This window comes from Polynucleobacter sp. 35-46-11 (assembly GCF_002281105.1).
Map to the genome: position 1 here is coordinate 1 of NZ_NCFJ01000016.1, position 23,795 is coordinate 23,795.

The window sequence follows — 23,795 nt, forward strand, 5'->3', positions numbered from 1 at the left end:
GTAAGTTTCTAGCTATTATTTTGGACGTTCGATATAACTACGATAAATAAAATCAAAAGATATTTTAGATTCTGGGTTTTTTAAGCCGCTTAAATAGAATCACCGGGCGAAATAAACTGGTTTCGGGGAAAGCAATTAAGTATTTGTACAAATTATAATTGCCATTAATCATTTGTTTATATTGGAGTTGTTGTGATTTTAGTCACTGGTGGTGCTGGCTTTATTGGCGGTAATTTCATCCTTGATTGGCTAAGTGTTCCCGGTAATGAGGGCGTTGTTAATCTCGATAAACTCACCTATGCGGGCAATTTAGCTACCCTTGCATCTTTGAAAGACGATCGGCGTCATATCTTTGTACATGGTGATATTGGCGATAAAGAATTAGTTGCTAAGCTGCTGAAAGAACACCAACCTCGAGCTATCATTAATTTTGCTGCTGAGAGCCATGTAGATCGATCGATTCACGGCCCAGCTGAATTTGTGACAACTAATATTGTTGGCACATTCAATCTCCTTGAATGTGCTCGTGAGCATTGGAATGGTTTAGATGATTTGGCGAAGAAGGCATTTCGCTTTCATCATGTTTCTACTGATGAAGTTTATGGCTCCTTGTCTGCTACTGCCCCCGCATTTACAGAAACCCATGCCTATGAGCCTAATAGCCCATACTCCGCTTCCAAGGCTGCCTCTGATCATTTAGTGCGCGCATGGTTTCATACCTATGGTTTTCCGGTCATTACCACCAATTGCTCGAATAACTATGGCCCGTATCATTTCCCAGAAAAGCTGATTCCATTGGTGATTCTGAATGCGCTCAACAGTAAGCTATTACCAATTTATGGTGATGGTCAGCAAATTCGCGATTGGCTGTATGTTGGTGATCATTGCTCAGCGATTCGCGAAGTTTTGGCCAATGGCAAATTAGGTGAGACCTACAATATTGGCGGATGGAATGAAAAGGCCAATATCGATGTGGTTAAAGCCATTTGCGCAATTTTGGATGAGCTAAAGCCTCGTTCTGATGGCAAATCATATGTAGAGCAGATTACTTACGTCAAAGACCGTCCTGGCCATGATCGTCGCTATGCCATTGATGCAAGCAAGCTTGAGCGCGAGCTGGGTTGGCACCCTTCAGAGACCTTTGACACGGGCATCCGCAAGACTGTGCAATGGTATTTGGACAACCCAATTTGGATTGAGGGCGTTGTCAGTGGATCTTACCGTGACTGGCTTTCTAAGCAGTACAACTAAAGAGTCAATGAAGATCCTCGTATTCGGCAAGGATGGCCAATTAGGAAAAGCCTTTCAAGAAGTATTGGAAGTGCGCATCTTGCCTCTGCTTGCTAAGCCCCTGGTTCAGTATGTTGGGCGCTCCGAGTGTGATCTGGCTAATGAAGTAGCCTTGACTCGATTGCTCAATGATTTTCAGCCTCAACTAATTATTAACGCTTCAGCTTATACGGCAGTTGATAAGGCGGAAACAGATTCCGATTTAGCTTTTGCAATCAATGCAAGGGCTCCAGAAATCATGGCTCAATATGCTGCGGATCACAATGCCACCTTCTTACATTACTCCACTGACTATGTATTCGATGGTGGGAAATACGGCTTTTATCTAGAAGATGATTTACGTAATCCATTGGGTATTTACGGTAAAAGTAAAGCTGCAGGCGAAGAGGCGATAGCCCGGATTTTTGCCACTGTTGAAGGCGATGGCCAATATGTGATTTTCAGAACCAGCTGGGTATATGGTGAGGGAAGTAATTTCATTCGCACTATTTTGCGATTAGCTAAAGAGCGTGAAGAATTGAAAATCATTAATGATCAATTTGGTGTTCCCACGAGCGCCAATTGGTTGGCACAAGTGAGTCTGAACTTGGTCTTGGATGAACATGCCCGCTTAAGAAAATTGTCGTCAGGTGTATATCATACGGTTCCTGCCGGAGAGACTACTTGGCATGGTGTAGCGTGTTTGGCTGTAGCGGAAGCTCTGGATGCCGGCGTAACTCTTAAAGCTAATTTAGGAGCTCTCAAACCCATTCCTGCGGTGGAATACCCATTGCCAGCCCCAAGACCCATGAATTCCAGGATGTCGACGGATAAGCTTCATCAGATATTTGCTGATCGGGGTGATGTGTCAGAATTGCAGCATCTGAATCAGCCATGGGATGGGGCCGTCAAAGCTTATGTTGCCCACTTGGCTCGTGATGGACATATTTAGAAAGTACAAGATGACGGTAACTCCAATGAATCGTAAGGGCATTATTTTGGCAGGGGGGTCAGGCACCCGTTTATACCCAGTGACTCAAGCTGTTTCGAAACAGCTCATGCCTGTTTATGACAAGCCAATGGTCTATTACCCATTAACGACTTTAATGCTCGCTGGTATTCGCGATATTTTGTTGATCTCCACACCGCATGACACACCGCGCTTTGCTGAGTTGCTCGGAGATGGTTCTCAATGGGGTTTGAATATTCAGTATTGTGTTCAGCCTTCTCCGGATGGTTTGGCCCAGGCGTTTACCTTGGGTAAAAACTTCGTTGGCAACAACCCAAGCGCTTTGGTTCTTGGGGATAATATTTTCTATGGTCATGAGTTGGTTGATCAACTTGATAGCGCTCACGCGCGTACAAGCGGTGCGACTGTTTTTGCTTATCACGTAAATGATCCAGAGCGATATGGCGTTGTGGAGTTTGATAAAGACTACAAAGCACTTTCCATTGAAGAGAAGCCACTCAAGCCGAGAAGTAGTTACGCTGTAACCGGCTTATATTTCTACGACAATCAAGTGTGCGATATTGCCTCGTCAATTAAGCCGAGTGCTCGGGGCGAACTCGAGATTACTGATGTGAATCGTGTATACCTTGAAAAGAATGAGCTTAGTGTAGAAATTATGGGTCGTGGTTTTGCTTGGTTAGATACTGGTACTCACGATTCCTTACTAGATGCTGCAGGCTTTATTGCCACGCTCCAAAAACGCCAAGGTCTGATGGTTGCTTGCCCCGAAGAGATTGCTTATCGCCAAGGTTGGATCAGCGCTGAGACTGTTCAAAAAGTAGCTGCCCAGTTAAGTAAGAATAGTTATGGCCAATACTTAAGCAAGATTTTGAATGAGCTCAATACCTCAGCTCAGCCTGTCTCCTTATCCCACAAGAAGGTTGTTGGATGAATAGCCCTCTCAAGTTGCAAGTAACACCAACAGCCATTCATGATGTGCTCGTGATAGAGCCACAAGTCTTTGGTGATGAGCGTGGTTGGTTTACCGAGTCTTTTAATGCTCAAGACTTTGCACTGGCTACTGGCTTAAATGTTGAATTTGTTCAAGATAACCATTCTTTTTCTCGTCAGTGGACTTTGCGTGGCTTGCATTATCAGCTAGAGCAAACGCAAGGGAAGTTGGTGCGAGTAGTTGCAGGTAGCGTATTTGATGTGGCTGTAGATATTCGCAAGAACTCGCCGACTTATGGCAAGTGGGCAGGCGTTGAACTGAGCGCCCAAAATCACAAGCAGCTATGGATTCCGGCGGGCTTGGCTCATGGTTTCTTGGTGCTATCTGAAACTGCCGAGTTCCTCTACAAAACCACGGACTACTATCACCCTCAAAGTGAAGCATGTTTGTCTTGGAATGACCCAAGTGTCGGCATCCAGTGGCCATTGCCTTCAGGGATTGCGCCCAATATGAATGCTAAGGATGCAGCCGGTTTATCTTGGGATACTGCACCTAAGTTTTAACTGGATCTAGCTTGGTTTTCAAAAGATAAGATAATGCTCACATGAGCAATATCTTCAACCATTCTCCTTCGGTTGCAACCCCCAAAATTTTGTTGGTGAAACTCTCATCGCTTGGCGATGTATTACATAACTTACCGATTGTGTGGGATTTGCGCGCACGCTTACCGGACGCTCAAATTGATTGGGTGGTGGAAGAAGGGTATGTACACCTCTTGGAGCCCCTATTATCAAGAGAGGGTTTTCGAGGTATTGATCGCATCATTCCCTTTGGGCTGCGCCGCTGGAAGAAAAATCTCTTTCGCTTGGCAACTTGGAAAGAGTTTTTTGTATTTAAAAAAACACTGCAATCCACCACTTACGATGTACTAATTGAAACCCAGGGCTTGCTGAAATCCGCCATTGTGTGCTCTTTAGCTAAGAAGAGTTCTACGGCCGTTATTGCTGGCCTAGCCAATGCTACCGAGTTTTCAGGGTACGAGCCACTTGCCCGATCCTTTTATAACCAATCCGTTCAAGTCCCAACTCAGTGCCACGCTGTGGATCGTTCCCGTTGGATCATGTGCTCCGCTTTGGATTGGCCGCTTTTAGATCGAGCTATTGCGCCGCAGTTTTATCCGCCAAAATGGGTTGCTGGTATCTCAAAGAGTTCTGTTGATGGGCTACATATGCCTTATATCTTGTGCTTTCATTCAACAGCCAGAGAGGCAAAGCGCTGGGCTAATGGGCACTGGGTCGCGCTAGGTAAAGATTTATCTGCTCGGGGATATCAACTGGTTTTCCCTTGGGGTAATGCTGCAGAAAAATTTGTGAGTCAATTGCTTGCTGCACAAATTCCGAATGCTCTTGTCCCGCCCGCTTTCTCTATTGAAGAGGCCTTTTCCGTAATCACTGGAGCAGCTTTAACAGTGGGGGTTGATACTGGCCTGACGCATTTGGCAGCAGTGCTAGATAAGCCTACAGTGGAAATCTACTGCGACTCACCGCGCTGGAAGACTGAGGGTTATTGGTCTGACCGAATTGCTAATGTGGGTGACATTCAAAATCCACCAAGCATGCAAGAAGTTCTGGACGCATCTCTAAAGCTTCTACAACAAGCTTAATTATTTACTACTTTATTTTCACAGTTTTTAACGCAGTAAGGTATTGATAGAGATGAGATCTTCATCTGTGAGTGCTGCCGCATGTGCCTTTAGCTTAATTGCATTTAGGATCGTGTTGTAACGCGCCTGCTGTAATTGCGAGCGAGTTGTAATTACAGTATCCAAGGCAATTAACACATCAATATTAATTAAAGTCCCGACCTGAAATCCTAGCTTGCTAGACTCCAGCGCTGAAGTAGATGAGCGCTCTGCAGCCTCATACGCTTTAACACTTGCCAGGCCGCCATAGAAACCAGTAAATGCTGCACGGGTACTTTGAGCTGCAGTACGGCGTGCATTGTCATAGTTCGCTTTAGCTGCATCTAGTAATGCAGCGTTTTGACGAATCAGCGAGTTGTTGTATCCACCAGAGACCAAAGGAATGGTCATTTGCAAGGCGATCGTATTGTTATAAATATTCGTCTGCGACGGAGTTAAGCTATTGGCTGTTCCGTTGGAAGTGTTGTAGCCCGCTGTACCTACAAAATTAAGAGAGGGATAGTTCAATGCTTGAGAGGCCTTATAAGTGCTTTCAGCTAGATTGACAGATAGCTGACCAGCTAGCACATTGAAGTTTGCAGCCTCTGCTTGATGTATCCAATCTTCTAGAGTTTGGCCTTTTGTCAATTGGGGATTGACGCTATCCGCAATCGGAATGCCATTACCATCTTTTGATTTATAGCGAGAATCCTTGAGAACCCCATCAATCTTCGCTTCTTTCGTGAGTGGCTTTAAAGCGCCGACAGGACGACCAACCAATTGCTCCAATACGCCACGCTTAACAATGAGGTCAGCTTGAGCAGCAATCTCTTGGGAATTGGCTAAATCAAAACCAGCTTGCGCTGTATTCACATCCACAATTGTTGCAAGGCCAGCATCAAACTTTGCTTGAGCAATTTCTAGTTGCTGTTTGATTAAACCCTTTTTATTGCGATAGAGTTCAACGTTATCTTGGCTGGTGAGTGTATCGAAGTACGCTTGTGAAACACGAATAATGAGATCTTGTTGCGCTAAGTAAAAGCGCATATCTGCAATCTTGGTATTGAGGTCACCCTGTTTGAATGCCTCAAATGCAGCCATATTAAAAACAGGTTGGGTCAGAGTAACGGTATAGTTTTTTTGGTCATATACCCGAGTGCTTGGGTAGGCGCTAGCAGGGGCATTACCTGCCGCATGCTGATAGTAACGTGTTCCACCTGGGACGGCGCTAGCCTGTGGAAGCAAGAAGGATAAGCCCTGCCAATAGAGTTCTTTGCTCGCCTGATAGTTAAATCGAGCAGCGTTTAATACGGGATCGCTAAATGCCGCCTCCTGGTATAGACGAATTAAATCAACTGCTTGGCTGGTGTTTACTTCATTGCCACTGACATTGGAGGGGGCTCGGTCAGTAGGAATGGCTTGCTTCGGGATTGCCACCATTTGTGGGGGCACATCCAAGCCAACCGGTGACTGGGTACTAACAGTTGTTGGTAGCGATGGTTTGGCGCCGTTGGCACTTTGTGCAAAGCTGCTAGATGACATTGCGCCAAGTCCAAGCGCCTGACTTAGGATAAGACCAAAAGTAGTTAGCTGGGAGATGTGAAAGCGTGTCGGGATCATCTAATTCGGATACTTTTCAATGTGCCATGCAGTTTAAGGCTTATTTGCATAAATTGGCTTGTTTGAGCCTTATTTTGCCAAATCCAAGGATCTACCTCATCTATCTATAAAATTAGGGCTATGGACATAATTTTGCTAGCAAAAGCGGTAGTACTGGGGGTAGTAGAGGGCTTGACGGAGTTTTTGCCGATCTCTAGTACCGGCCACCTGATTTTGGTTGGCGACTTGCTCAATTTCAATGATGAGCGCGGAAAGGCCTTCGAGGTCATTATTCAGTTTGGCGCAATCTTGGCTGTCTGCTGGGAGTTCCGAGAAAAGCTTTGGAAGGTAGCTTCTACTGTCCGAACAAGCGCGAGCTCTCGACGCTTTATCCTCAATCTATTAATCGCCTCAATTCCGGCAATGGGCCTGGCTTTTATTTTTGGCAAACATATTAAAGCTGTCCTATTCGCCCCCATTCCGGTTGCTAGCGCTTTTATCGTTGGTGCCTTGATCATTTTTTGGGCTGAGCGTCGGCAAGCCAAATTAATCCACTCAGGCAAATCCTATATTCAGTCCGTAGATGACTTAACTCCTTTTGACGCCTTAAAAGTAGGATTAGCGCAATGTGCTGCTTTAATCCCGGGAACCTCTCGCTCGGGCGCAACCATTATTGGTGGCATGTTGTTTGGCCTGCCTCGTGCGGTAGCAACCGAATTTTCTTTCTTCTTAGCTATCCCGGTAATTGGTGGGGCAACTGCATATGAATTGCTTAAGCTTTGGAAAAATCCAGTCTCCCTCTCGGGTGATTTTGTTTGGGCCATTGTGATTGGCTTTATCGCTGCTTTTATCTCCGCTTTTATTTGCGTGCGTTGGTTAATTCATTATGTTGCAGGACATAATTTCATTCCCTTTGCCTGGTATCGCATTGTCTTTGGTGTGCTGGTGTTGTTAAGTGCATATAGTGGTTTGGTTGCTTGGTCTCATTGAGATCACTCTTACAAACATAAAATAAATTGACTGGAATTCTCATGGATGTCTCAATAGACGCAATAACTAACAATATTCAGTTGGCCTTAGCCCCAGTATTTTTGCTTACTGCGGTAGCCACCTTGATTAATGCAATCTCTGCCCGCTTAGCGCGCTCAGTAGATCGTATGCGTGCCATTCAGCATCGCATTCAGGAGGGTGGTATTCAGGATCGGACGATGTTGACTCATATGATGAAAGAAGCGAATGAAGCAAAAGTCCGAGGTCGTCTTTGTACGGCCGCCATTTTCTTTGACGTATTGAGCGGCGTCTTTATCTCCTTAACTGTCCTTGAATTATTTTTCTTCCAGGCGGGTGCAGTACGGTCATTACAAGCTACATATGTTATCTGGACCTTTGTACTGGGATTGATATCGTTTATGACTTCACTTTCGATTGTCTTGGGTGAGGTGGTGTACGCCTACCGCTCAGCAGGCTGGAACACCCCTTTTCCAAAATAGAGTCTAAGAAATTCATAAAGTATGAAAGTATTTCTCTCGTGAATTTTTCAAGAACTGAGCGTATCCGCTCTTTTGTTTTAAGGGCAGGCAGAACCACAGCTGGTCAACAACGCGCGATAGATGAACTGGGTCCCCAGTTTTTGATTCCGTTTCAAGAGCATGCTTTAGATCTTCAGCAAGCATTCAGTGGCTCTGCGAACCCTAAGATATTGGAAATCGGTTTTGGCATGGGTGAGACCACTGCCAAAATTGCTGCCTTACGTGCTGAAGACGATTTCTTGGCAATTGAAGTGCACCCCCCGGGGGTGGGCGCTTTACTGAAATTGATTGGCGAGAATAATCTCACCAATTTGCGTTTGATTCGTCATGATGCTGTTGAGGTTCTGGAAAAAATGATTGCACCCAATTCCTTGGATGGTATTCATATCTACTTTGCGGATCCTTGGCATAAAAAGCGTCACCACAAGCGTCGCCTGATTCAGTCGCAGTTCGTGAAGCTCTTAATCTCTCGTTTGAAGCCCGGAGCTTATTTACACCTCGCGACCGATTGGCACAACTACGCAGAGCAAATGCTATTGGTATTAAATGCGGAGTCAGGCCTAGTAAATACCTCTACTGAGCAAATGAGTATTGAAACTTTTACGCCTGCTGAGGTTGCCAGTGAGAGTGAACTTGCTAAAGAGTCCTTTAAAGAATTCAAGCCCACGCTTGAGCAACTCGATGCTGAGCATCCTGGTTATGTCGAGAGACCTGCCTACAGGCCGACTACCAAGTTCGAAACCCGTGGTATTAAGTTAGGGCATGGTGTGTGGGACTTGGTTTACAGGAAAAAATAAAGCCGCTATTTGAATTAAGCGGCTTTATCAGTTTCTGATATTGGTTTATAGACCAATACAAACATATTTGAGTTCTAGGTATTCATCCATACCGTAGGCGCTGCCTTCGCGACCCAAGCCGGACTGTTTAATTCCGCCAAATGGGCCCACCTCATTGGAGATGATTCCAGAGTTAACGCCCACAATGCCGTATTCAAGGGCTTCAGCAGCTTTCCAGATGCGACCAATATCACGACTATAAAAATAGGATGCCAAGCCAAATTGGCTATTGTTAGCCAGCCTGATGGCTTCCTCATCGCTTTCAAATGGAATGATCGGGGCGACTGGTCCAAAGGTCTCTTCATGGGTAATGAGCATGTCACTAGTCACATTGGACAAAATAGTGGGCTCATAAAAAGTGCCACCTAAAGGGGAGGGCTTACCACCAGCAATGAGTTTTGCACCCTTACTGATGGCATCGGCTACATGCCTCTCCACCTTCTCTAGGGCAGCCTGCTCAATTAGCGGTCCTTGGGTATTTCCAGGCTCCATGCCATTACCTACCTTAATCACTTGAATGGCTTTAGCAAACTTTTCGACAAACTCATCCTGCACTTTTTTATGCACATAGAAGCGGTTCGCGCAAACGCAAGTTTGACCGGAGTTTCGATATTTAGATGCCATCGCACCTGAAACCGCCGCATCAATATCAGCATCTTCAAAAACAATAAAGGGGGCATGACCGCCAAGCTCTAGTCCTAATTTCTTAACCGTAGGGGCGCATTGCGCCATCAAGATTCGTCCAACCTCCGTTGAGCCTGTGAATGATAGGTGGCGTACGGTAGGCGATGCGCAGAGTGTTTTGCCAATTGCAATAGATTGATCAGCATCGGCGGTCAGGACATTAATGACACCTGCGGGAACCCCAGCGCGTTGAGCAAGCTCTGCCAGCGCTAAGGCGCTCAGTGGTGTGAGTTCAGCTGGCTTAATCACAATAGTACAACCTGCTGCCATGGCAGGTGCAATCTTGCGCGTAATCATAGCGATCGGGAAATTCCAAGGTGTGATTGCAACACACACCCCAATTGGCTGCTTCATGACGATCATGCGCTTATCGCTCCAAGTGGTACTTGGAATGGATCCAGTAACCCGCTTGGCTTCTTCAGCAAACCACTCTACAAAAGACGCACCATAGGCTACTTCACCAGCTGCCTCAGTGAGCGGCTTGCCTTGTTCTAGAGTCATGAGGGTGGCGAGATCCTGAGTGTTTTCAATAATCAGATCGAACCATTTGCGCATCACATGAGCGCGCTCTTTTCCGGTTTTGCTCTTCCAGCTTTCAAAGGCATGCTTTGCAGCTTCAATCGCATGCTCAGCATCGTTTGGCTCAAGATTGCTGACATCTGCAATGAGCTCACCAGTAGCGGGATTGTGAACCGCAAAAGTCTTTCCTGAATTGGATTTAAACCATGCACCATTAATGAAAGCCGCTTCATTAAATAGGCTTGGATCTTTGAGTAATTGGCGGATATCTGTTTTCTGCATGATGGGGTCTCTTTAGTAAAGAAGTTATTTTTATTTTATCCCTGAGTGTAGTTTGGATTACCACCCAAAGCTATGGACAAAATAAAACCCCTGGACCTCTTGGAGGCGCAGGGGTGGAGTTTTGAGGATATCTGAGTCTAGCTTGATTGCACTTCAGTGCTGCGTAACTGTTGAGCCAGGAGATCCAATACGCCATTGACGTATTTATGGCCATCAGTGCCGCCAAATGTTTTGGCTAATTCCACTGCCTCATTAATAGCCACTTTGTAGGGAACAGCCAAATCAATAGCCAGCTCATAGGTGCCGATTAGAAGGGCAGCGTGCTCTACAGGAGACAGCTCATTAATAGGGCGATCGAGTGCTGGGGTAATCAGACCCTCTAGCTCATCTGTATGCTCTAGTACGCCAGTAAAAATTCCCTGAAACAAATCATGTTGGCAGCGGCGAAAGCCAGGATCTTCAGCCAACTGCTTGGCAATTGCCGCAGCATTAGGGAGGCTACCTGCGCGACGCATGACCAAGCTTTGATAAACGCCTTGTAAAGCATATTCACGGGCACGACGACGCGGTGTGAGTGAGCGCTTAGGTGCGCTTGGTGCGCTGGGCGTACCAGGAACTGCCTGTGGGCTAGGGACGTTTTTATTCATCTTGGGAATTACTCTTCTGAAGGATTGATTTCAAAATCAATATCGGGAGTAAGGGTTAAAGCCAGGTTAGCCATTTCAACAACCGCTCTTGCGCAGTCTGCGCCCTTTACTTGAACACGTACCTGAGCTTGCTCATCCGTCTCACAGGTGAGAACACCATTAGCGATTGGTAAACCAGACTCAAGGCAAACGCGGGTAATGCCAGCACCAGATTCATTCGATACGAGCTCAAAGTGATAGGTCTCGCCACGGATGATGGCGCCTAGGGCAACTAAACCATCGAACTCGCCTGTTTCAGCTAACTTTTGTAGCGCAAAAGGAATCTCAAGTGCGCCTGGTACGGTGACCAATTTGATATCAGATTGCGACACGCCCAGTTTGATCAACTCTTCAATACAAGCGGTAGTTAAGGCAACGCAATGCCCTTCATTAAAGCGTGCCTGCACAATGCCCACGCGCAGGTCTTGTCCATTCAGGTCGGTAGCTAGAACGCCTACTGCAGATTCGTCATTGGGTGTATTCATTATGTTTCCTGGAATTACTTATTTTTTAGATTCAAATGGGGTATAGCCTGTTACTTCAAGCTTGTATCCGGAAAGGCTAGGCACGGGACTAGGGTTGGCAAGCAAACGCATTTTGCCAACGCCAATATCTTTGAGGATTTGCGCGCCAATACCATAGCTGCGGAAATCAGTTTTGCGCGCCAATGGCTTTTCTGCTGCTTCAGCATGAGTGCCGTTCAATTTATGAAACTGAGCCAACCAGTCAGCATCATTAGGGGCTGCAATGCCGGAGGCATTGAGTAGAACTGCCACGCCAGAAGGTGCCGCTGCTAACTTTTGCAAAGCCTGGGCCAAAGGCCAGGAGTGCGTACTGACATTCGAGTCCAAGAAATCTAAGACTGTGACGGGCTCATGAACACGGACTACGGTTTCTTCAGTTTCTGAAGGCTTACCGTGAACAAGTGCCAAATGCATGCATGAGCTTGGTGTGTCGCGGTAGATAATTCCCTGAAACTTGCCCCAAGGCGTATCAAACTCGCGCTCGCCTTCGCGCACAACAATACTTTCATGCTGGCTACGGTATTGGATGAGGTCAGCAATACTGCCAATTTTTAATTGATGTTCTTTTGCAAACTCAAGCAAGTCTGGCAATCGCGCCATACTGCCGTCATCTTTCATGATCTCGCAAATGACGGCGGTAGGTGAGCAACCAGCCATGGCAGCTAAATCACATCCAGCCTCAGTGTGACCAGAGCGGATTAATACACCACCAGGTTGCGCCATCAAGGGAAAGATATGACCTGGCTGAACTAGATCGTTGGGCTTTGCGTTTGCAGCAACCGCTGTCTTGATGGTGTGGGCACGATCTGCTGCTGAGATGCCAGTAGTAACACCACTGGCTGCTTCAATCGAAACAGTGAAATTGGTGCCCATGGAGGTGCCGTTGTCCCTAACCATTAAAGGTAGGTTAATTTGTTGGCAGCGCTCACGCGTCAGAGTAAGGCAGATTAAGCCACGACCATGCTTGGCCATAAAATTCACGGCCTCTGGAGTGACATGATCAGCAGCAAGCACTAAATCGCCTTCATTCTCGCGATCTTCTTCATCGACCAGAATGACCATCTTGCCGGCTTTGAGCTCAGCAACGATTTCTTCTGTGGAGGCGAGGTTATTTTGCATAGCCCTCTATTTTAAGCTGAGGAGGGGGTTTGAGGCTTCGGGCTGGGATCCTAGGGTCGATATTGGAGCAATATCCAGTTTTTCTGACAGTGAGTGCCCATGAAAGGCCTATTTTTGCCTCTCTACTCTCTAGAAAATGAGCTGTGCTTCCCCTTAATTCAAACACCAAGGCAAATGGATTCATCTTATTAGAGGTTTTGGTGGCAATGAGCCTAGTAGCAAGCAGTTGGATAGGTTTGAGCAATATCTACCAAGTCATGATTTTGCGCTTGGGCCAACTCCAGGAGAAAAGAGTGGAGCTTAGAAAAGAGATGGATAGACATGAGCTCGCCATATTGACTGCTGCGCAACTAAACAACTCAAACAAAATTTCACGAAAGTTAGCGGATGAATCTATTGGAGTGTCTCGTCGGTCTCGCTCTATCCCTAGTCTTGGTCGCACCACTCATCAAAAATAGTGGTGAGTTCATCGCCAAGCAAATTCAGTATGAAAAATCACAGTCTCTGGCTGCAGAAGCAGATCGTGCCCTGGAATTAATTGGGCGCGCTATTCGGATGGCGGGTTACCAGAATGCCAATTCATCGATTGCATCTGCAAGAAAAAATTCTTCTTCAAGTAATTATATTCAGATTCAGAAAAATAATGGTTATCGAGGATCAGATTCGCTGATGGTGAAACAGGAGATTTCTCAAGGGGTGGACTTTGATTGCATTGGTAATACTTTATCAAATGAGCGCACTAAAAATAATTTAGCACAGCAAGGATTTTTAGTAGATCGGCAAGCATCTGCTACCAAGGGTGTAAAGGTCAATGGCGGGTCCTTAATTTGCCAATCACTTGATCGCCAAGGGCGAATCCAAAACACAACCTTAATGAATGGTATTCACCATCTTTCCTTTGAACTGCTTCCAGCTAGTGCTGGCAAGGCTTTTAAGGTCAAGTTGGAGATGACTGATGGCATATCCATTCACCAGAAGTTTGAGCGAATATTTACCGCTCGTAATCTGCTGTGAATTTACTATGATTGTTGCCTGGGTCCTATCTCTACTGACACTACTCTCTATGCTAGTCATTCAGTTGGAGCGCTTAGCTGCACTTGAGGTCATGAGCGTCAATACTTATGCAGAATCTCAAAAAGAATTTATTGCGGCAGAAAGGTCCTTAATGGAGTGTGAGCAACATCTCTCTAACATTGCTAGCTTACCAACTCAGGCATGTCATACACAGTCTGCCGGAAAAAATTATTGGTTGATCTCAAGCAAGTCAAAGCCTAGATTAGAGGTCCTCATATTCCTTGATGAAAAAACCAATATTGCTACACGAGTAAATTGGCGACAGAAATTTGAATAAGCAAGATCAAGGTTATAGCTTGTTAGAGTTGATGGCCGTTGTGCTGATCATCGCCATCATTGCGATATCGACCTTACCTCTATTGCATGAGCAAATGGCTGCTCGAGAAATTGACATTATTGCCAGACGTTTTATTGCGCATGCTCAATTTGCAAGAGCTCAAGCATTGATGTTGGGGGTGCCTGTACGCATCACTCCATTGAAAGAGGGGCTTTGGGAAGAGGGTTGGGTGGTTAAAACTGTGTGTGATGATCACCAGCCAAAATCAACTTGTATTGAGCGGTACTGGATTGCTCAAGGCGATCTTGCAAAGGTGTATTTCAAGGGTGGGGGCAAGCAGTTTATTGACCCTCATACATCCAATAGGGGTATTTTGTTTAATGCTGCTGGTGCTGCCAAAACAGCTCAAGGCGGGTTTGTAGCTAACCGCCTGATATTGGGTCATGACCGAGACTCTGGGCTCGAGCGGCATCTCATACTGGGTAGCGGAGGTCGATGGAGAATTTGTGATCCGAGCAAGGACTCTAAAGCCTGCAAGTAGGGCGGGTAAATTTGCCGCTTCTGCCCACAATCGGTTTTAATAGACCCATGTACGCCCTAGTTGACCACCAATTTATGAGCCAGGCATTAGCCGAGGCTCATCATGCCCTTTACTTATCTAACCCCAACCCACGGGTCGGATGCGTCATTGTGAAAGATGGTGAAGTGATTGGGCGTGGACATACCCAAAAAGTGGGTGGACCCCATGCGGAAGTTCAGGCGTTGGCTGATGTAAAGGCTAATGGTTTTGACGCTGCTGGATCAACGATTTATGTCACCCTTGAGCCCTGCAACCATACTGGTAGAACACCGCCTTGTGTCGATGCCTTAATTGCGGCCAAACCAGCCTTAGTGATTGTGGCGATGTCGGATCCGAACCCCTTGGTTGGTGGTAAAGGTCTTGAGCGATTAAAGGCTGCGGGCATTGATGTACGTTGTGGTTTATTGGAATCTGAAGCTCAAGCCTTAAACCGGGGGTTCATCTCTAGGATGACTCGATGTTTGCCTTGGGTTCGTATGAAGATCGCTGCCAGCTTAGACGGCAAGACAGCTTTACCAAATGGCCAAAGCCAATGGATTACCGGTCCTTTAGCGAGGGCGGATGGTCATCATTGGCGTGCTCAAGCCTGCGCCATATTGACTGGTGTAGGTACCGTTAAAGAGGATGACCCAAGTCTCAACGTCAGAGATATCGAGACTAAGCGCCAGCCTTGGAGAATTATTGTGGACTCCAAGCTCGAGACACCACTAAATGCAAAGGCGTTGAGCAACTTAAATGCATCAGGCGTCATCTTGGTTTGCGCTTCGTTAGATTCTCAAGAAAGCCAAGCTAAGGCAAAAGCATTCGAGGCCCTTGGTGTTGAAGTTATTGCCATGGCTAACGCCAATGGCAAGGTAGATTTACCAAAACTCTTTTCGTATTTAGCAAAAGAGCGCCATATGAATGAAATCCATGTCGAGGCTGGATTTAAGTTAAACGGATCTTTACTTAGAGAAGCTTGTGTCGATGAGCTCTTACTCTATTACGCACCCTTCTTTATGGGTGAGGGCATTGGTATGGCAAACATCTCCCCCTTGACGGCTTTGGATCAACGTCAAGATTGGCAAATCATCGATCAAGCTCTGTTTGGCCCCGATCTTCGTTTACGCCTGAGTAAGAAGTAACAGATAAGAAAAATAAGTAATAAAAACAAGCAATAACACTTCAAGAAAATTACAAAACCTATTTAAGATCTCACTATGTTTACTGGAATTATTACTGCAGTTGGTCAAATTAAAAGTGCTCAAGCTAAAGGCGATGGCTTGCACTTGGTGGTTGAGGTACCTTCTGGATATCTCGATGATGTTGCTTTGGGTGACAGCATTGCGATTCAGGGTGCCTGTATGACGGCCACTGAATTGACTAATACTACTTTTGCTTTAGACATTTCGCGCGAGTCTTTGAACAAGACGATTGGTCTGGATAAAGTAGGGCCAGTGAATCTAGAAAAAGCCTTGCGACTCAATGATCGCTTAGGTGGTCATTTGGTGAGTGGGCATGTGGATGGTGTTGGCAAGGTGTCGCACTTTGCAACTGTCGCTGACGATGCTTATGGTTCTTGGCTTCTGCAAATTGAAGCCCCCAAGGCATTAGCGCCATTCTTGGCATATAAGGGATCAATTGTTATTAATGGTGTTTCCTTAACAGTCAATAAAACGCAAGATAGTCAAGCTGCTTGCTTAGTAGATATCAACATCATTCCCCATACGCTCGAGAACACGACCTTGGGCAAGTTAAAGGAAGGTGAGGCAGTGAATCTAGAGGTGGATTTAATTGCGCGTTATGTTGCGCGGATGTTAAGTAAACCTTCAACTTGATAATTGCTCGTTAAATTTTTAATTAACGCCTCATAGGCGCTTGCAGATATTAGATATGCGGTGATTCGACCATTCTTTGTGAGACCAATCGGCTGCAGCTTCACAAGGTCAAAAACACCATCAAAGTCTTGGTTTAACTTGGAAGCCGGGATCTTTTTTACTGCTAATTTTTTGGGCATGGCCAGATTATAAGAGCCGTAATTTCCAGGAAGCCCTTGTTAGTAGGCTGGTTTTAAGCCCCTACTACCAATAGTCCCATTTTGGGACTATACTGTTTCTGTGAGAATAATTGCAAAAAAATATTTGGTTCAATTTTGGAAGTTACATCAAGATGCTGAGCAACCCTTGAAGTCTTGGCACGATGAAGCTGTGAAGGCTGATTGGCAATCACCCCAAGATATTAAGAATCAGTATAGAAATGCAAGTTTTATTGCCCATAACCGAGTTGTTTTCAATATCAGAGGAAATAAATACCGCTTAATTGTTGCAATAGCCTATCGCTTTGGAGCTCTCTACATTAAGTTCATCGGGACTCATGCGGAGTATGACAAGGTTAACGCCAAGACAATTGAAATGGAGGTCATATGAAGGAATTAAAACCGATTCGCAATAATGCGGAATATAAATCCGTTTTAGTAGAGATTTCTCAGTTGATTGATAACGAGCCGGTACCTGGTAGCAAGAAGGGGGATAGATTTGAAGTTCTTCTAATGCTAGTAGAGGTTTATGAAGCAAAGCATTATCCGATTTCTCTCCCTGATCCAATCGAGGCTATTAAATTTAGAATGGAGCAGGCTGGGCTTAAGCCAAAAGATCTTCAACCCATGATTGGTGGATTAAATCGTGTCTATGAAATACTCAACCGTAAAAGACCGCTTACATTAAAAATGATTTGGAATTTACATACTACGTTAGGAATTCCGGCTGAAAGTTTGATTCAGCAGGGCGCATAATTTTTCAATTTTGCGATATTTGGTAGCGCGTTGGATCGCTTAAGTTAGCTTGCTTGAAGCCTACTTGCCGTAGGCGGCAAGATTCACACTCACCACAAGCTTCACCTAAATCATTCGCCTGATAGCAAGAAACGGTTTGCGAGTAGTCGACACCTAAAGTGGTGCCCAACTGAATGATTTCCGCTTTGCTCATGCTGATGATGGGTGCATGAACCCGAAAGCGATTCTCATTATTGATGGCTTCTACACCAGCCTTAGTGGCTAAGTTCGCCATAGTCTCAAATGAGGCAACATATTCAGGGCGGCAGTCTGGATAGCCTGAGTAGTCAACGGCATTGGCACCATAAAAAATATCTAATCCACCTAATGACTCTGCCCAGCCCAAAGCAAGTGATAGCAAAATCGTATTACGAGCAGGAACATAAGTAACGGGGATCTCTAGATCTTTGCCTGGAGTAATCGGAATATCGATGGATGAGTCAGTCAAAGCGGAGCCACCAAAACGTGTGAGATCTAAATTCACTACCTCATGACGCACAACCCCCATCTTTTTGGCGATATGTTTTGCTGCAGCCAACTCAGAAGAATGGCGTTGGCCGTAACTAACTGATAAAACATAGGGCGCGTAACCAAGATCTTTCGCTAACGCCAGAATGGTGCTGGAATCTAATCCACCAGAAAACAAAATCACTGCTGGCGCATTAGGTTTGCGAGGGGCAATTTTTTGAAAAGCAGCGGATAGCTTGGACATGAAAAAGTATTGAAGCGTTAGTGACTGAATTACTTCGTAGCAGTGATGAGTTGCTGCGCGTCTTTTGCTGTTTCAGTATCTGGGTACTTGCTGATGATCTCGCTAAAAGTTTTCTTGGCAGCTGCTTTGTTGCCACTCTCCAATTGCGCATTGCCCAGAGTCAACATGGCTGATGGAACGCGAGGATGTGTTGGGTAGCGCTTAATGAGGCTTTGTAGCTGAGCAATCGCACCGGCGTAATCCTTATTGGCATATTTACTATTACCACTCCAAAAGAGTGCCAGTGGTGCATAAGGGCTATTGGAGTACTTCTTAGCAAAAACAGAGAAGTCGCTATCTGCCTTTTTGAGATTGCCAGATTGGAAGGTCTTCAATGCATCATCGTAGGCCTTTTTCTCGCCCGGTTGGACTGTACCACTCACGCCTTCAATAGTTGCTGAGTGTGGCTCAAAGTTACCTAGTCGGTTATCAAGATCTTGGTAATAGGTTTTTTGACTGGTGCCAATATCTTCACCTTGTTTCTCAAGCTCTTCTACCTTGCCACGTAGCTCGGCATTTTCCGTTTTGAGTTTGTCGATTTGACCTTGTAATTCAAGTTGCGTAGTCGCTAGGGACTTACGTAAGTCTAAGATTGCTTTACGTGCATCGTCATCAGCAAAGAGGGCCCATGCATTGCCAGAAGCACTCAGGCAAAGAGCAGCGGCACTTAAACAAAACGCTCGTGAGAGCGTTTGTTTAAAAGAGTGTGAAAGGCTAAGCATTAGTTTGTAATGTAAACAATGTCAGCACGGCGATTTTCTGCCCAAGCTGATTCGTTATCACCTTCAGCTTTTGGTTTTTCTTTACCAAAGCTCACTGCTTCCATCTGGTCGTCAGAAACACCCATTAAGTTGAGTGACTTACGAACAGCATCTGAACGGCGTTGACCCAAAGCCAAGTTGTACTCTGCTGTACCGCGTTCGTCGGTATTGCCTTGAATGATGATCTTCTGCTTTGGATTAGCTTTTAAGAAGCTAGCATGCGCAGAAAGTTGTTTTTGGTATTTAGTTTGAACGGTGTATTCGTTGAAATCAAAATACACGCTACGCTGGAAAAGTGGGCTGCTTGGATCATTCCAAGGCTGTGAACCAAAGTTACCACTGCCACCACCATTAGCGCCATCAACGTCATCCAATTTGACGCTTGAGCAAGCAGCTAAAAATAATGCGGTTAAACCAACAAGGCTGAGTGTTGCGGCACGGCGTGCGATAGAAATCTTCATGATCTGTCCTTTTTCCTACAAACTGAGTAACTAAATAAGCTAATAGCCAATATTATGCCCTTAAGATTGCTGAATTTGAATGGAAATTGCGTTGGGTAGTAGCCTAAACCAGCTATAGATACTTTCATTTTTACTCAAATGAGTTAAAATATTTCCTCAAATGAGGAATTTAATATGCCCAGCGTAATCCCAAAAAAAGCTGTGACGAGAGCACTTCATAAATCCCAATTGGGGTTTACTCAGTTGGACTTATCTTTTGCCACTATTTATCGGGTTGAACCTATCGAGCGCATCAAGTTAATTCGAGATGGGGTTCCCGCTAAATACATCAATGTTATTTCTGACTCCATGGGAATTACAAAAGAAACCTTATTTAAGTTCTTGAATTTGCCGAGGTCGACCATCGATAAAAAATCCGTCGCAAACCAAATGCTGCCGATTGAGCAGGGTGAGCGTTTGATAGGCATGGCTAAGCTTGTTGGGCAGGTGGAGTCCATGGTTGCGGAGTCAGGAAACCCAGATGGTTTTGACGCTGCCAAGTGGGTAGCAAGTTGGCTTGAAAAGCCCTCTCCGGCATTAGGTGGCGAGAAGCCATCAGCCTATTTAGATACAGTTTCTGGTCAAGAAATGATTTCCGATCTCCTTGCCAAAATTCAAACTGGAGCATACGCATGAGTATTCAGGCGGTTTGGAGAATTGCGCTTGATGCCCCCATGTTTAAGGCAGATGACCTTAGTGGAGAGGGTGCAAAAAAATCCGGTGGAAGATGGAATAAAAAAGGGACCCCCGTTTTATATACCTCGGAGTCCATCGCGCTGGCTTGTCTAGAAACTCTGGTGCATATCAATGCGCAAGGTCTTCCCTTAACTCGCTATCTGGTACGAATTGATATCCCAACAAGAGTATGGAATTTAGCTAAGAAGCTGAATATGAAAACGGCTGGCGTTGGTTGGGATGCATTGCCAGCGGGAACTACCAGCATTGAGAAGGGTCAGAAATGGCTGCAATCGAATGCAAGCGCTTTGTTGTTGGTGCCTTCAGTTGTTATTCCACAAGCAAGCAATGTGTTAATCAATCCCTTGCATCCAGATATAAAACTGATTAAAGCTAAAAAAATTGAAAAATTTTCTTATGACCCACGTTTAGTGGGTCAGTCCTAATACATTTATCAGCTTTAATCCATAAATGGACCCCAGGATGGCTGACGGACATCGGATCCTGGGATGCTCAATACTTGTTTGGAATTGCCATCCACTGACACAGCAGCCAAAACTCGTTTGCCGCCGACTTTGGTGGAATAGAGTACATAACGACCGTTTGCTGCAAAGGATGGGGACTCATCGCTAGTTCCATCAGTGAGCGCTTGGGAATCGCCTGTTGCTAGATTGAGGATATAAAGGCGGAAAGCACCACCAATGTTGGCGATATAAGCTAGATACTTGCCGTCTGGTGAAATGCGCGGCGAGGTCACAAAACCCTGCTTGTAAGTAATGCGCTTGGCGCCTTCAACTTGTTCGCCCTCAGCGCTCATGCGATAAATCTGGGGATTGCCACCGCGATCGCTCGTGAAGTAGATGTAGCGACCGTCGGCAGAATATTGTGGCTCCGTATCAATCGTGCGACCGCGAGTTAGGCGGTGTAGGCCACTGCCGTCCGCATTGATGCCGTAGATCTGAGTGTTGCCGTCCTTAGAAAGGGATACGGCCAGTCTCTTGCCATCAGGAGACCAAGCTGGTGCGCTGTTATTTCCCTTTTGGTTTGATAGGGAAGTGCGACGACCAGTAGCGAGCTCGTGAACATAAATCACTGGTTTGCGATCTTCAAAAGAAACGTAAGCTACTTTTTTACCATCAGGCGACCATGATGGCGAGATGATGGGCTCGCCGCTGTTCATGGCATTACGAATATTTTGACCATCTGCATCGGAGATGACTAAACGATAGCGTTTACCTTCTTTAATGACGTAGGAGAGACGTGTCGAGAAGATGCCACGCTCACCCAATAATTTGAAGATGATGTCATCAGCAATCTTGTGAGCGGCAGCGCGCAAATTGTCCGCGCTGGAATTAATATTCAAGCCGCCAAGACTTTCAGATTTACGAATATCAAAAAGCTTATAGCGAATCTCAAACTGACCCGTACCAGTCTGCACCACGGAGCCCACAGCTAAAGCATCTGCACCGCGAGCTGCCCAAGATTTGTAGTTTGGTGTGCCTTCATCACTTTCGCTGGCATTGCCGTTCTCGGTATTTTTAAAATAACCACTACGCGCTAAGTCTTGGCGAATGATTTCAGTAATGCCAACCGGTAACTTACTCTCATCCTTAAAGCGCATTACAGCGATGGGGTAGAGAGACTGTCCTACGCCAGTAATTTCAATGTTCATTTGCGCTAGAGCTGAAGAGCTCAGGCCAGTCATTGATAAGACCATCATGAATGCTGATGCCACCAATGAAAAACCTTGTTTAAAGGCAATACGCTGAATCAATTTGGCTACTTGCAACATGCTTTAGTCCTTGGGTTTAAAGGTCAGCTTAACTTCTCTTTGAGGAATTTTGCCATTGTCGTCTTTCGGCAGACTTTCTGCGCGAGTCAGTGCGAGGAGAACTGCGCGATCCCAGCCAGTATTGCCGCTGGATGTTACGAGATCCGTACTTAAGATTGCGCCATCGGGTGCCAGATTCACTTTAACAACTGCCGCAGGGTTGCCGCTAATGGATTCTGGGTTAAACACGATGAGTGGTTTTACTTTCTTCACTACTTTATCCGTCCAGCCAGGAGGTGCATTACCGCCACCGCCTACACCGCTACCGCTGGTACCACCGCTGCCACCTTCGGCACCAGCTGCTGCCCGCAAGCGTGCTAGCTGATCTGCGCGCACTTTTTCAGCGGCGGCATTGGCCTTTGTTTCTGGAGGTGTAGCAGCTTTCGGTGTTTCAGGTTTTTTAGGCTTCTCTTTTTCCTTCTCCTTGGGTGGAGTTGGCTTAGTTGGAGTAACTGGCTTCGGCGTCTCTTTCACCACTTCTTTTTTAGGAGGCTCTTTTTCAACCTTCTTTTTCTTAATGGCGATGTCTGCCGCCTCTTCCTTCATTTCGGTTTTGATTTCAGGGACGACAGGCGTTTCGACTTGTTGGCTTGCATCCCATAGCTCAACTTCAACTCCTGAAGGGGTTGAGTTATTCCAGCTAATGCCTATGACTAAGAATGCAAGTAAACCTAAGTGCGCAGCCAGTGAAAAACTGAAAGCACGTTTAGTACTTTCGTTTTTAGTAGGGTGGCCTCGTGAGAAGCTTGAGTGAAAAGTTTGTGCGCTATTCATGTATGCAATACAAAGAGGCTTATTGGCTCTTCACGGCAAGACCGACACGTTTCACACCATTCTCTTTAAGCTTGGACATCACCTCCATTACGACTTCATACTTAATGGATTTGTCTGCAGCAAGAACAACAGGCTGCTCAGCAGATTTTTCTGCTTGTGATCTTGCAAATGCACCAAGTTCAAATTTATTTAAAGTTTGAACCGGATCACCATCTTTGCGCACGATGACATTCTCATTGGCATCAATTGTCAAAAAGACGGGCGGTAATGATTGCACTTTTGCTCCGCCAACTGTTGGCAGATTTACAACGCCAGGATTGACCATCGGCGCAGTCACCATAAAGATGACCAGCAATACCAACATCACATCGATGTAGGGCACCACATTGATGTCGGCCATTGCCCGACGCTTAGAGGATTTTCTGAGTGAGCCAGCCATGCTTATTTGCCTGAAGCTTGACGTTGCAAGATGTTGGTGAATTCTTCAATGAAGGTTTCAAAACGAATCGCCAGGCGATCCACATCCGTTGCTGCGCGGTTATAGGCAACCACCGCAGGAATAGCTGCAAACAAGCCGATAGCAGTAGCGATCAGCGCCTCTGCAATACCTGGAGCTACTGCCGATAAGGTGGCGTTCTGGACGTTAGCTAAGCCGCGAAAGGAGTGCATGATGCCCCAAACGGTGCCAAAGAGGCCGATATAAGGGGAGACTGAACCTACGGAGGCTAAGAAGGGTAGATTGGCTTCTAGCATGTCCATTTCACGCTGGTAGGTTGCTTTCATGGCACGGCGGGCGGCGTCGATTTCACGAACTTTCATGAATTCCTGCATGCCTGCCTCAAAGATATGCTCTAAAACGGCATCGCTACGGGTATTGCGCTGCGCTGCCGCTAAAAGGGTATTCAGGTCGCCACCAGACCAAAAGTCCCGCTCAAAACGCTCGGTATCTTGTCTTACGCCCCGCAAAATGGCAGTTTTCTTAAAAATGATGGTCCAAGAGGCTACAGACATACTGAGTAATAACAACATTACTAACTGGACTAATAGGCTGGCATTAAGGACTAGGGAGAGGAATGAGAGGTCTTGTGTAGTGGTCATGGTGGATTTTGTATGATGTAGGTTGATTTTACTAAG

Annotated in this window: 30 protein-coding genes; 17 read left to right on the forward strand and 13 right to left on the reverse strand. The window is 45.9% G+C overall.

What is annotated here, in order from left to right:
- The first annotated feature begins 192 nt into the window (after window positions 1–192).
- The 5 genes from rfbB to waaC are packed head-to-tail and all read left to right on the forward strand — an operon-like array spanning window position 193 to window position 4,833.
- Window positions 193–1,251 carry a dTDP-glucose 4,6-dehydratase gene (gene rfbB, locus B7Y67_RS02705; RefSeq protein WP_293597232.1) on the forward strand — a complete coding sequence of 353 codons (1,059 nt, stop codon included), beginning with the start codon at window positions 193–195 and terminating at the stop codon, window positions 1,249–1,251.
- A 7-nt stretch (window positions 1,252–1,258) separates the two neighbouring features.
- The gene (rfbD, locus tag B7Y67_RS02710; protein WP_293597233.1) at window positions 1,259–2,221 is read left to right on the forward strand and encodes a dTDP-4-dehydrorhamnose reductase; all 963 of its coding nucleotides are present in this window, start codon (window positions 1,259–1,261) and stop codon (window positions 2,219–2,221) included.
- Window positions 2,222–2,246: 25 nt separating this feature from the next.
- Window positions 2,247–3,170: a glucose-1-phosphate thymidylyltransferase RfbA gene (gene rfbA / locus B7Y67_RS02715; protein ID WP_293597257.1), complete on the forward strand. Its 924-nt coding sequence runs from the start codon at window positions 2,247–2,249 to the stop codon at window positions 3,168–3,170.
- Entirely contained in the window at window positions 3,167–3,733 is a 567-nt protein-coding gene (gene rfbC / locus B7Y67_RS02720) for a dTDP-4-dehydrorhamnose 3,5-epimerase (protein WP_293597234.1), read from the forward strand. The genes rfbA and rfbC overlap by 4 nt, the downstream gene beginning before the upstream one ends.
- Before the next feature lie 41 nt (window positions 3,734–3,774).
- On the forward strand, window positions 3,775–4,833 hold the full coding sequence (gene waaC, locus B7Y67_RS02725; protein ID WP_293597235.1) for a lipopolysaccharide heptosyltransferase I: 1,059 nt from the start codon (window positions 3,775–3,777) through the stop codon (window positions 4,831–4,833).
- Window positions 4,834–4,860: 27 nt separating this feature from the next.
- Here waaC and B7Y67_RS02730 read toward each other — a convergent pair whose 3' ends face one another.
- Window positions 4,861–6,393 (reverse strand): TolC family protein, encoded by a 1,533-nt coding sequence (locus B7Y67_RS02730; protein ID WP_293597236.1) that lies wholly within the window; start codon window positions 6,391–6,393, stop codon window positions 4,861–4,863.
- Between the two features lie 198 nt (window positions 6,394–6,591).
- Between B7Y67_RS02730 and B7Y67_RS02735 the strand changes: the two genes are divergently transcribed.
- From B7Y67_RS02735 to trmB, 3 genes are read left to right on the forward strand one after another with little or no spacing between them, the layout of a single operon-like run.
- A complete protein-coding gene (locus B7Y67_RS02735; protein WP_293597237.1) occupies window positions 6,592–7,440 on the forward strand; it encodes an undecaprenyl-diphosphate phosphatase in 849 nt (282 codons plus the stop codon).
- Window positions 7,441–7,481: 41 nt separating this feature from the next.
- A complete protein-coding gene (locus tag B7Y67_RS02740; protein WP_293597238.1) occupies window positions 7,482–7,940 on the forward strand; it encodes a DUF2721 domain-containing protein in 459 nt (152 codons plus the stop codon).
- Between the two features lie 38 nt (window positions 7,941–7,978).
- Window positions 7,979–8,776: a tRNA (guanosine(46)-N7)-methyltransferase TrmB gene (trmB, locus tag B7Y67_RS02745; RefSeq protein WP_363926773.1), complete on the forward strand. Its 798-nt coding sequence runs from the start codon at window positions 7,979–7,981 to the stop codon at window positions 8,774–8,776.
- Between the two features lie 45 nt (window positions 8,777–8,821).
- Here the strand turns inward: trmB and B7Y67_RS02750 are convergent, their stop codons facing one another.
- The 4 genes from B7Y67_RS02750 to ribBA form a co-directional block, all read right to left on the reverse strand.
- A complete protein-coding gene (locus tag B7Y67_RS02750; protein ID WP_293597239.1) occupies window positions 8,822–10,300 on the reverse strand; it encodes an NAD-dependent succinate-semialdehyde dehydrogenase in 1,479 nt (492 codons plus the stop codon).
- A 137-nt stretch (window positions 10,301–10,437) separates the two neighbouring features.
- Window positions 10,438–10,947 (reverse strand): transcription antitermination factor NusB, encoded by a 510-nt coding sequence (gene nusB / locus B7Y67_RS02755; RefSeq protein WP_293597240.1) that lies wholly within the window; start codon window positions 10,945–10,947, stop codon window positions 10,438–10,440.
- 8 nt (window positions 10,948–10,955) lie between these two features.
- Complete coding sequence (ribH, locus tag B7Y67_RS02760) at window positions 10,956–11,471, reverse strand: 6,7-dimethyl-8-ribityllumazine synthase (protein WP_293597241.1); 516 nt, start codon at window positions 11,469–11,471, stop codon at window positions 10,956–10,958.
- Window positions 11,472–11,489: 18 nt separating this feature from the next.
- Complete coding sequence (gene ribBA, locus B7Y67_RS02765; RefSeq protein WP_293597242.1) at window positions 11,490–12,629, reverse strand: bifunctional 3,4-dihydroxy-2-butanone-4-phosphate synthase/GTP cyclohydrolase II; 1,140 nt, start codon at window positions 12,627–12,629, stop codon at window positions 11,490–11,492.
- Between the two features lie 387 nt (window positions 12,630–13,016).
- On the opposite strand from ribBA, the gene B7Y67_RS02770 reads away from it, so the two are divergent.
- The 5 genes from B7Y67_RS02770 (at window position 13,017) to B7Y67_RS02790 (ending at window position 16,377) form a co-directional block, all read left to right on the forward strand.
- Complete coding sequence (locus B7Y67_RS02770; protein WP_293597243.1) at window positions 13,017–13,643, forward strand: hypothetical protein; 627 nt, start codon at window positions 13,017–13,019, stop codon at window positions 13,641–13,643.
- A 7-nt stretch (window positions 13,644–13,650) separates the two neighbouring features.
- Window positions 13,651–13,980 (forward strand): hypothetical protein, encoded by a 330-nt coding sequence (locus tag B7Y67_RS02775; RefSeq protein WP_293597244.1) that lies wholly within the window; start codon window positions 13,651–13,653, stop codon window positions 13,978–13,980.
- Window positions 13,973–14,521 carry a GspH/FimT family pseudopilin gene (locus B7Y67_RS02780; protein ID WP_293597245.1) on the forward strand — a complete coding sequence of 183 codons (549 nt, stop codon included), beginning with the start codon at window positions 13,973–13,975 and terminating at the stop codon, window positions 14,519–14,521. The genes B7Y67_RS02775 and B7Y67_RS02780 overlap by 8 nt, the downstream gene beginning before the upstream one ends.
- 47 nt (window positions 14,522–14,568) lie before the next feature.
- A complete protein-coding gene (ribD, locus tag B7Y67_RS02785; RefSeq protein WP_293597246.1) occupies window positions 14,569–15,684 on the forward strand; it encodes a bifunctional diaminohydroxyphosphoribosylaminopyrimidine deaminase/5-amino-6-(5-phosphoribosylamino)uracil reductase RibD in 1,116 nt (371 codons plus the stop codon).
- Between the two features lie 75 nt (window positions 15,685–15,759).
- Window positions 15,760–16,377, forward strand: coding sequence for a riboflavin synthase (locus B7Y67_RS02790; RefSeq protein WP_293597247.1), 618 nt, complete (start codon window positions 15,760–15,762; stop codon window positions 16,375–16,377).
- On the opposite strand, the gene B7Y67_RS02795 is transcribed toward B7Y67_RS02790, so the two are convergent.
- Complete coding sequence (locus tag B7Y67_RS02795) at window positions 16,341–16,556, reverse strand: hypothetical protein (RefSeq protein ID WP_293597248.1); 216 nt, start codon at window positions 16,554–16,556, stop codon at window positions 16,341–16,343. The genes B7Y67_RS02790 and B7Y67_RS02795 overlap by 37 nt on opposite strands.
- 100 nt (window positions 16,557–16,656) lie before the next feature.
- Between B7Y67_RS02795 and B7Y67_RS02800 the strand changes: the two genes are divergently transcribed.
- Window positions 16,657–16,965 carry a type II toxin-antitoxin system HigB family toxin gene (locus B7Y67_RS02800; RefSeq protein WP_293597249.1) on the forward strand — a complete coding sequence of 103 codons (309 nt, stop codon included), beginning with the start codon at window positions 16,657–16,659 and terminating at the stop codon, window positions 16,963–16,965.
- Window positions 16,962–17,330: a transcriptional regulator gene (locus B7Y67_RS02805; protein ID WP_293597250.1), complete on the forward strand. Its 369-nt coding sequence runs from the start codon at window positions 16,962–16,964 to the stop codon at window positions 17,328–17,330. The genes B7Y67_RS02800 and B7Y67_RS02805 overlap by 4 nt, the downstream gene beginning before the upstream one ends.
- Window positions 17,331–17,334: 4 nt before the next feature.
- Here the strand turns inward: B7Y67_RS02805 and queC are convergent, their stop codons facing one another.
- The 3 genes from queC to pal are packed head-to-tail and all read right to left on the reverse strand — an operon-like array spanning window position 17,335 to window position 19,342.
- Window positions 17,335–18,081 (reverse strand): 7-cyano-7-deazaguanine synthase QueC, encoded by a 747-nt coding sequence (gene queC, locus B7Y67_RS02810; protein WP_293597251.1) that lies wholly within the window; start codon window positions 18,079–18,081, stop codon window positions 17,335–17,337.
- A 29-nt stretch (window positions 18,082–18,110) separates the two neighbouring features.
- Window positions 18,111–18,842: a tol-pal system protein YbgF gene (ybgF, locus tag B7Y67_RS02815; RefSeq protein WP_293597252.1), complete on the reverse strand. Its 732-nt coding sequence runs from the start codon at window positions 18,840–18,842 to the stop codon at window positions 18,111–18,113.
- Window positions 18,842–19,342 carry a peptidoglycan-associated lipoprotein Pal gene (gene pal, locus B7Y67_RS02820; RefSeq protein WP_293597253.1) on the reverse strand — a complete coding sequence of 167 codons (501 nt, stop codon included), beginning with the start codon at window positions 19,340–19,342 and terminating at the stop codon, window positions 18,842–18,844. The genes ybgF and pal overlap by 1 nt, the downstream gene beginning before the upstream one ends.
- Window positions 19,343–19,516: 174 nt before the next feature.
- Between pal and B7Y67_RS02825 the strand changes: the two genes are divergently transcribed.
- Together B7Y67_RS02825 and B7Y67_RS02830 are read left to right on the forward strand one after the other, a co-directional pair.
- Complete coding sequence (locus tag B7Y67_RS02825) at window positions 19,517–20,017, forward strand: antitoxin Xre-like helix-turn-helix domain-containing protein (RefSeq protein ID WP_293597254.1); 501 nt, start codon at window positions 19,517–19,519, stop codon at window positions 20,015–20,017.
- Window positions 20,014–20,502: an RES family NAD+ phosphorylase gene (locus B7Y67_RS02830; RefSeq protein ID WP_293597255.1), complete on the forward strand. Its 489-nt coding sequence runs from the start codon at window positions 20,014–20,016 to the stop codon at window positions 20,500–20,502. The genes B7Y67_RS02825 and B7Y67_RS02830 overlap by 4 nt, the downstream gene beginning before the upstream one ends.
- 14 nt (window positions 20,503–20,516) lie before the next feature.
- Here B7Y67_RS02830 and tolB read toward each other — a convergent pair whose 3' ends face one another.
- The 4 genes from tolB to tolQ all read right to left on the reverse strand — a co-directional run bounded on the left by tolB (window position 20,517) and on the right by tolQ (window position 23,759).
- On the reverse strand, window positions 20,517–21,776 hold the full coding sequence (tolB, locus tag B7Y67_RS02835) for a Tol-Pal system beta propeller repeat protein TolB (RefSeq protein ID WP_293597259.1): 1,260 nt from the start codon (window positions 21,774–21,776) through the stop codon (window positions 20,517–20,519).
- 75 nt (window positions 21,777–21,851) lie between these two features.
- Window positions 21,852–22,661: an energy transducer TonB gene (locus B7Y67_RS02840; RefSeq protein WP_293597256.1), complete on the reverse strand. Its 810-nt coding sequence runs from the start codon at window positions 22,659–22,661 to the stop codon at window positions 21,852–21,854.
- Window positions 22,662–22,680: 19 nt separating this feature from the next.
- A complete protein-coding gene (locus B7Y67_RS02845; RefSeq protein ID WP_015420456.1) occupies window positions 22,681–23,100 on the reverse strand; it encodes an ExbD/TolR family protein in 420 nt (139 codons plus the stop codon).
- Between the two features lie 2 nt (window positions 23,101–23,102).
- The gene (gene tolQ / locus B7Y67_RS02850; RefSeq protein ID WP_293597260.1) at window positions 23,103–23,759 is read right to left on the reverse strand and encodes a protein TolQ; all 657 of its coding nucleotides are present in this window, start codon (window positions 23,757–23,759) and stop codon (window positions 23,103–23,105) included.
- Window positions 23,760–23,795: the final 36 nt, after the last annotated feature.

Excerpts from the sequence above, each read along its gene's own strand:
- rfbC (WP_293597234.1), top strand. The coding sequence starts at position 3,167 with ATGAATAGCCCTCTCAAGTTGCAAGTAACACCAACAGCCATTCATGAT.
- B7Y67_RS02825 (WP_293597254.1), top strand. The coding sequence starts at position 19,517 with ATGCCCAGCGTAATCCCAAAAAAAGCTGTGACGAGAGCACTTCATAAA.
- B7Y67_RS02845 (WP_015420456.1), bottom strand. The coding sequence starts at position 23,100 with ATGGCTGGCTCACTCAGAAAATCCTCTAAGCGTCGGGCAATGGCCGAC.
- waaC (WP_293597235.1), top strand. The coding sequence starts at position 3,775 with ATGAGCAATATCTTCAACCATTCTCCTTCGGTTGCAACCCCCAAAATT.
- B7Y67_RS02775 (WP_293597244.1), top strand. The coding sequence starts at position 13,651 with ATGATTGTTGCCTGGGTCCTATCTCTACTGACACTACTCTCTATGCTA.
- rfbD (WP_293597233.1), top strand. The coding sequence starts at position 1,259 with ATGAAGATCCTCGTATTCGGCAAGGATGGCCAATTAGGAAAAGCCTTT.
- nusB (WP_293597240.1), bottom strand. The coding sequence starts at position 10,947 with ATGAATAAAAACGTCCCTAGCCCACAGGCAGTTCCTGGTACGCCCAGC.
- B7Y67_RS02730 (WP_293597236.1), bottom strand. The coding sequence starts at position 6,393 with ATGTCATCTAGCAGCTTTGCACAAAGTGCCAACGGCGCCAAACCATCG.
- B7Y67_RS02750 (WP_293597239.1), bottom strand. The coding sequence starts at position 10,300 with ATGCAGAAAACAGATATCCGCCAATTACTCAAAGATCCAAGCCTATTT.
- B7Y67_RS02735 (WP_293597237.1), top strand. The coding sequence starts at position 6,592 with ATGGACATAATTTTGCTAGCAAAAGCGGTAGTACTGGGGGTAGTAGAG.
- ybgF (WP_293597252.1), bottom strand. The coding sequence starts at position 18,842 with ATGCTTAGCCTTTCACACTCTTTTAAACAAACGCTCTCACGAGCGTTT.
- B7Y67_RS02805 (WP_293597250.1), top strand. The coding sequence starts at position 16,962 with ATGAAGGAATTAAAACCGATTCGCAATAATGCGGAATATAAATCCGTT.
- ribBA (WP_293597242.1), bottom strand. The coding sequence starts at position 12,629 with ATGCAAAATAACCTCGCCTCCACAGAAGAAATCGTTGCTGAGCTCAAA.
- tolB (WP_293597259.1), bottom strand. The coding sequence starts at position 21,776 with ATGATGGTCTTATCAATGACTGGCCTGAGCTCTTCAGCTCTAGCGCAA.
- B7Y67_RS02770 (WP_293597243.1), top strand. The coding sequence starts at position 13,017 with ATGAATCTATTGGAGTGTCTCGTCGGTCTCGCTCTATCCCTAGTCTTG.
- rfbA (WP_293597257.1), top strand. The coding sequence starts at position 2,247 with ATGAATCGTAAGGGCATTATTTTGGCAGGGGGGTCAGGCACCCGTTTA.
- queC (WP_293597251.1), bottom strand. The coding sequence starts at position 18,081 with ATGTCCAAGCTATCCGCTGCTTTTCAAAAAATTGCCCCTCGCAAACCT.
- B7Y67_RS02830 (WP_293597255.1), top strand. The coding sequence starts at position 20,014 with ATGAGTATTCAGGCGGTTTGGAGAATTGCGCTTGATGCCCCCATGTTT.
- ribD (WP_293597246.1), top strand. The coding sequence starts at position 14,569 with ATGTACGCCCTAGTTGACCACCAATTTATGAGCCAGGCATTAGCCGAG.
- B7Y67_RS02795 (WP_293597248.1), bottom strand. The coding sequence starts at position 16,556 with ATGCCCAAAAAATTAGCAGTAAAAAAGATCCCGGCTTCCAAGTTAAAC.
- tolQ (WP_293597260.1), bottom strand. The coding sequence starts at position 23,759 with ATGACCACTACACAAGACCTCTCATTCCTCTCCCTAGTCCTTAATGCC.
- B7Y67_RS02790 (WP_293597247.1), top strand. The coding sequence starts at position 15,760 with ATGTTTACTGGAATTATTACTGCAGTTGGTCAAATTAAAAGTGCTCAA.
- B7Y67_RS02840 (WP_293597256.1), bottom strand. The coding sequence starts at position 22,661 with ATGAATAGCGCACAAACTTTTCACTCAAGCTTCTCACGAGGCCACCCT.
- pal (WP_293597253.1), bottom strand. The coding sequence starts at position 19,342 with ATGAAGATTTCTATCGCACGCCGTGCCGCAACACTCAGCCTTGTTGGT.
- ribH (WP_293597241.1), bottom strand. The coding sequence starts at position 11,471 with ATGAATACACCCAATGACGAATCTGCAGTAGGCGTTCTAGCTACCGAC.
- B7Y67_RS02740 (WP_293597238.1), top strand. The coding sequence starts at position 7,482 with ATGGATGTCTCAATAGACGCAATAACTAACAATATTCAGTTGGCCTTA.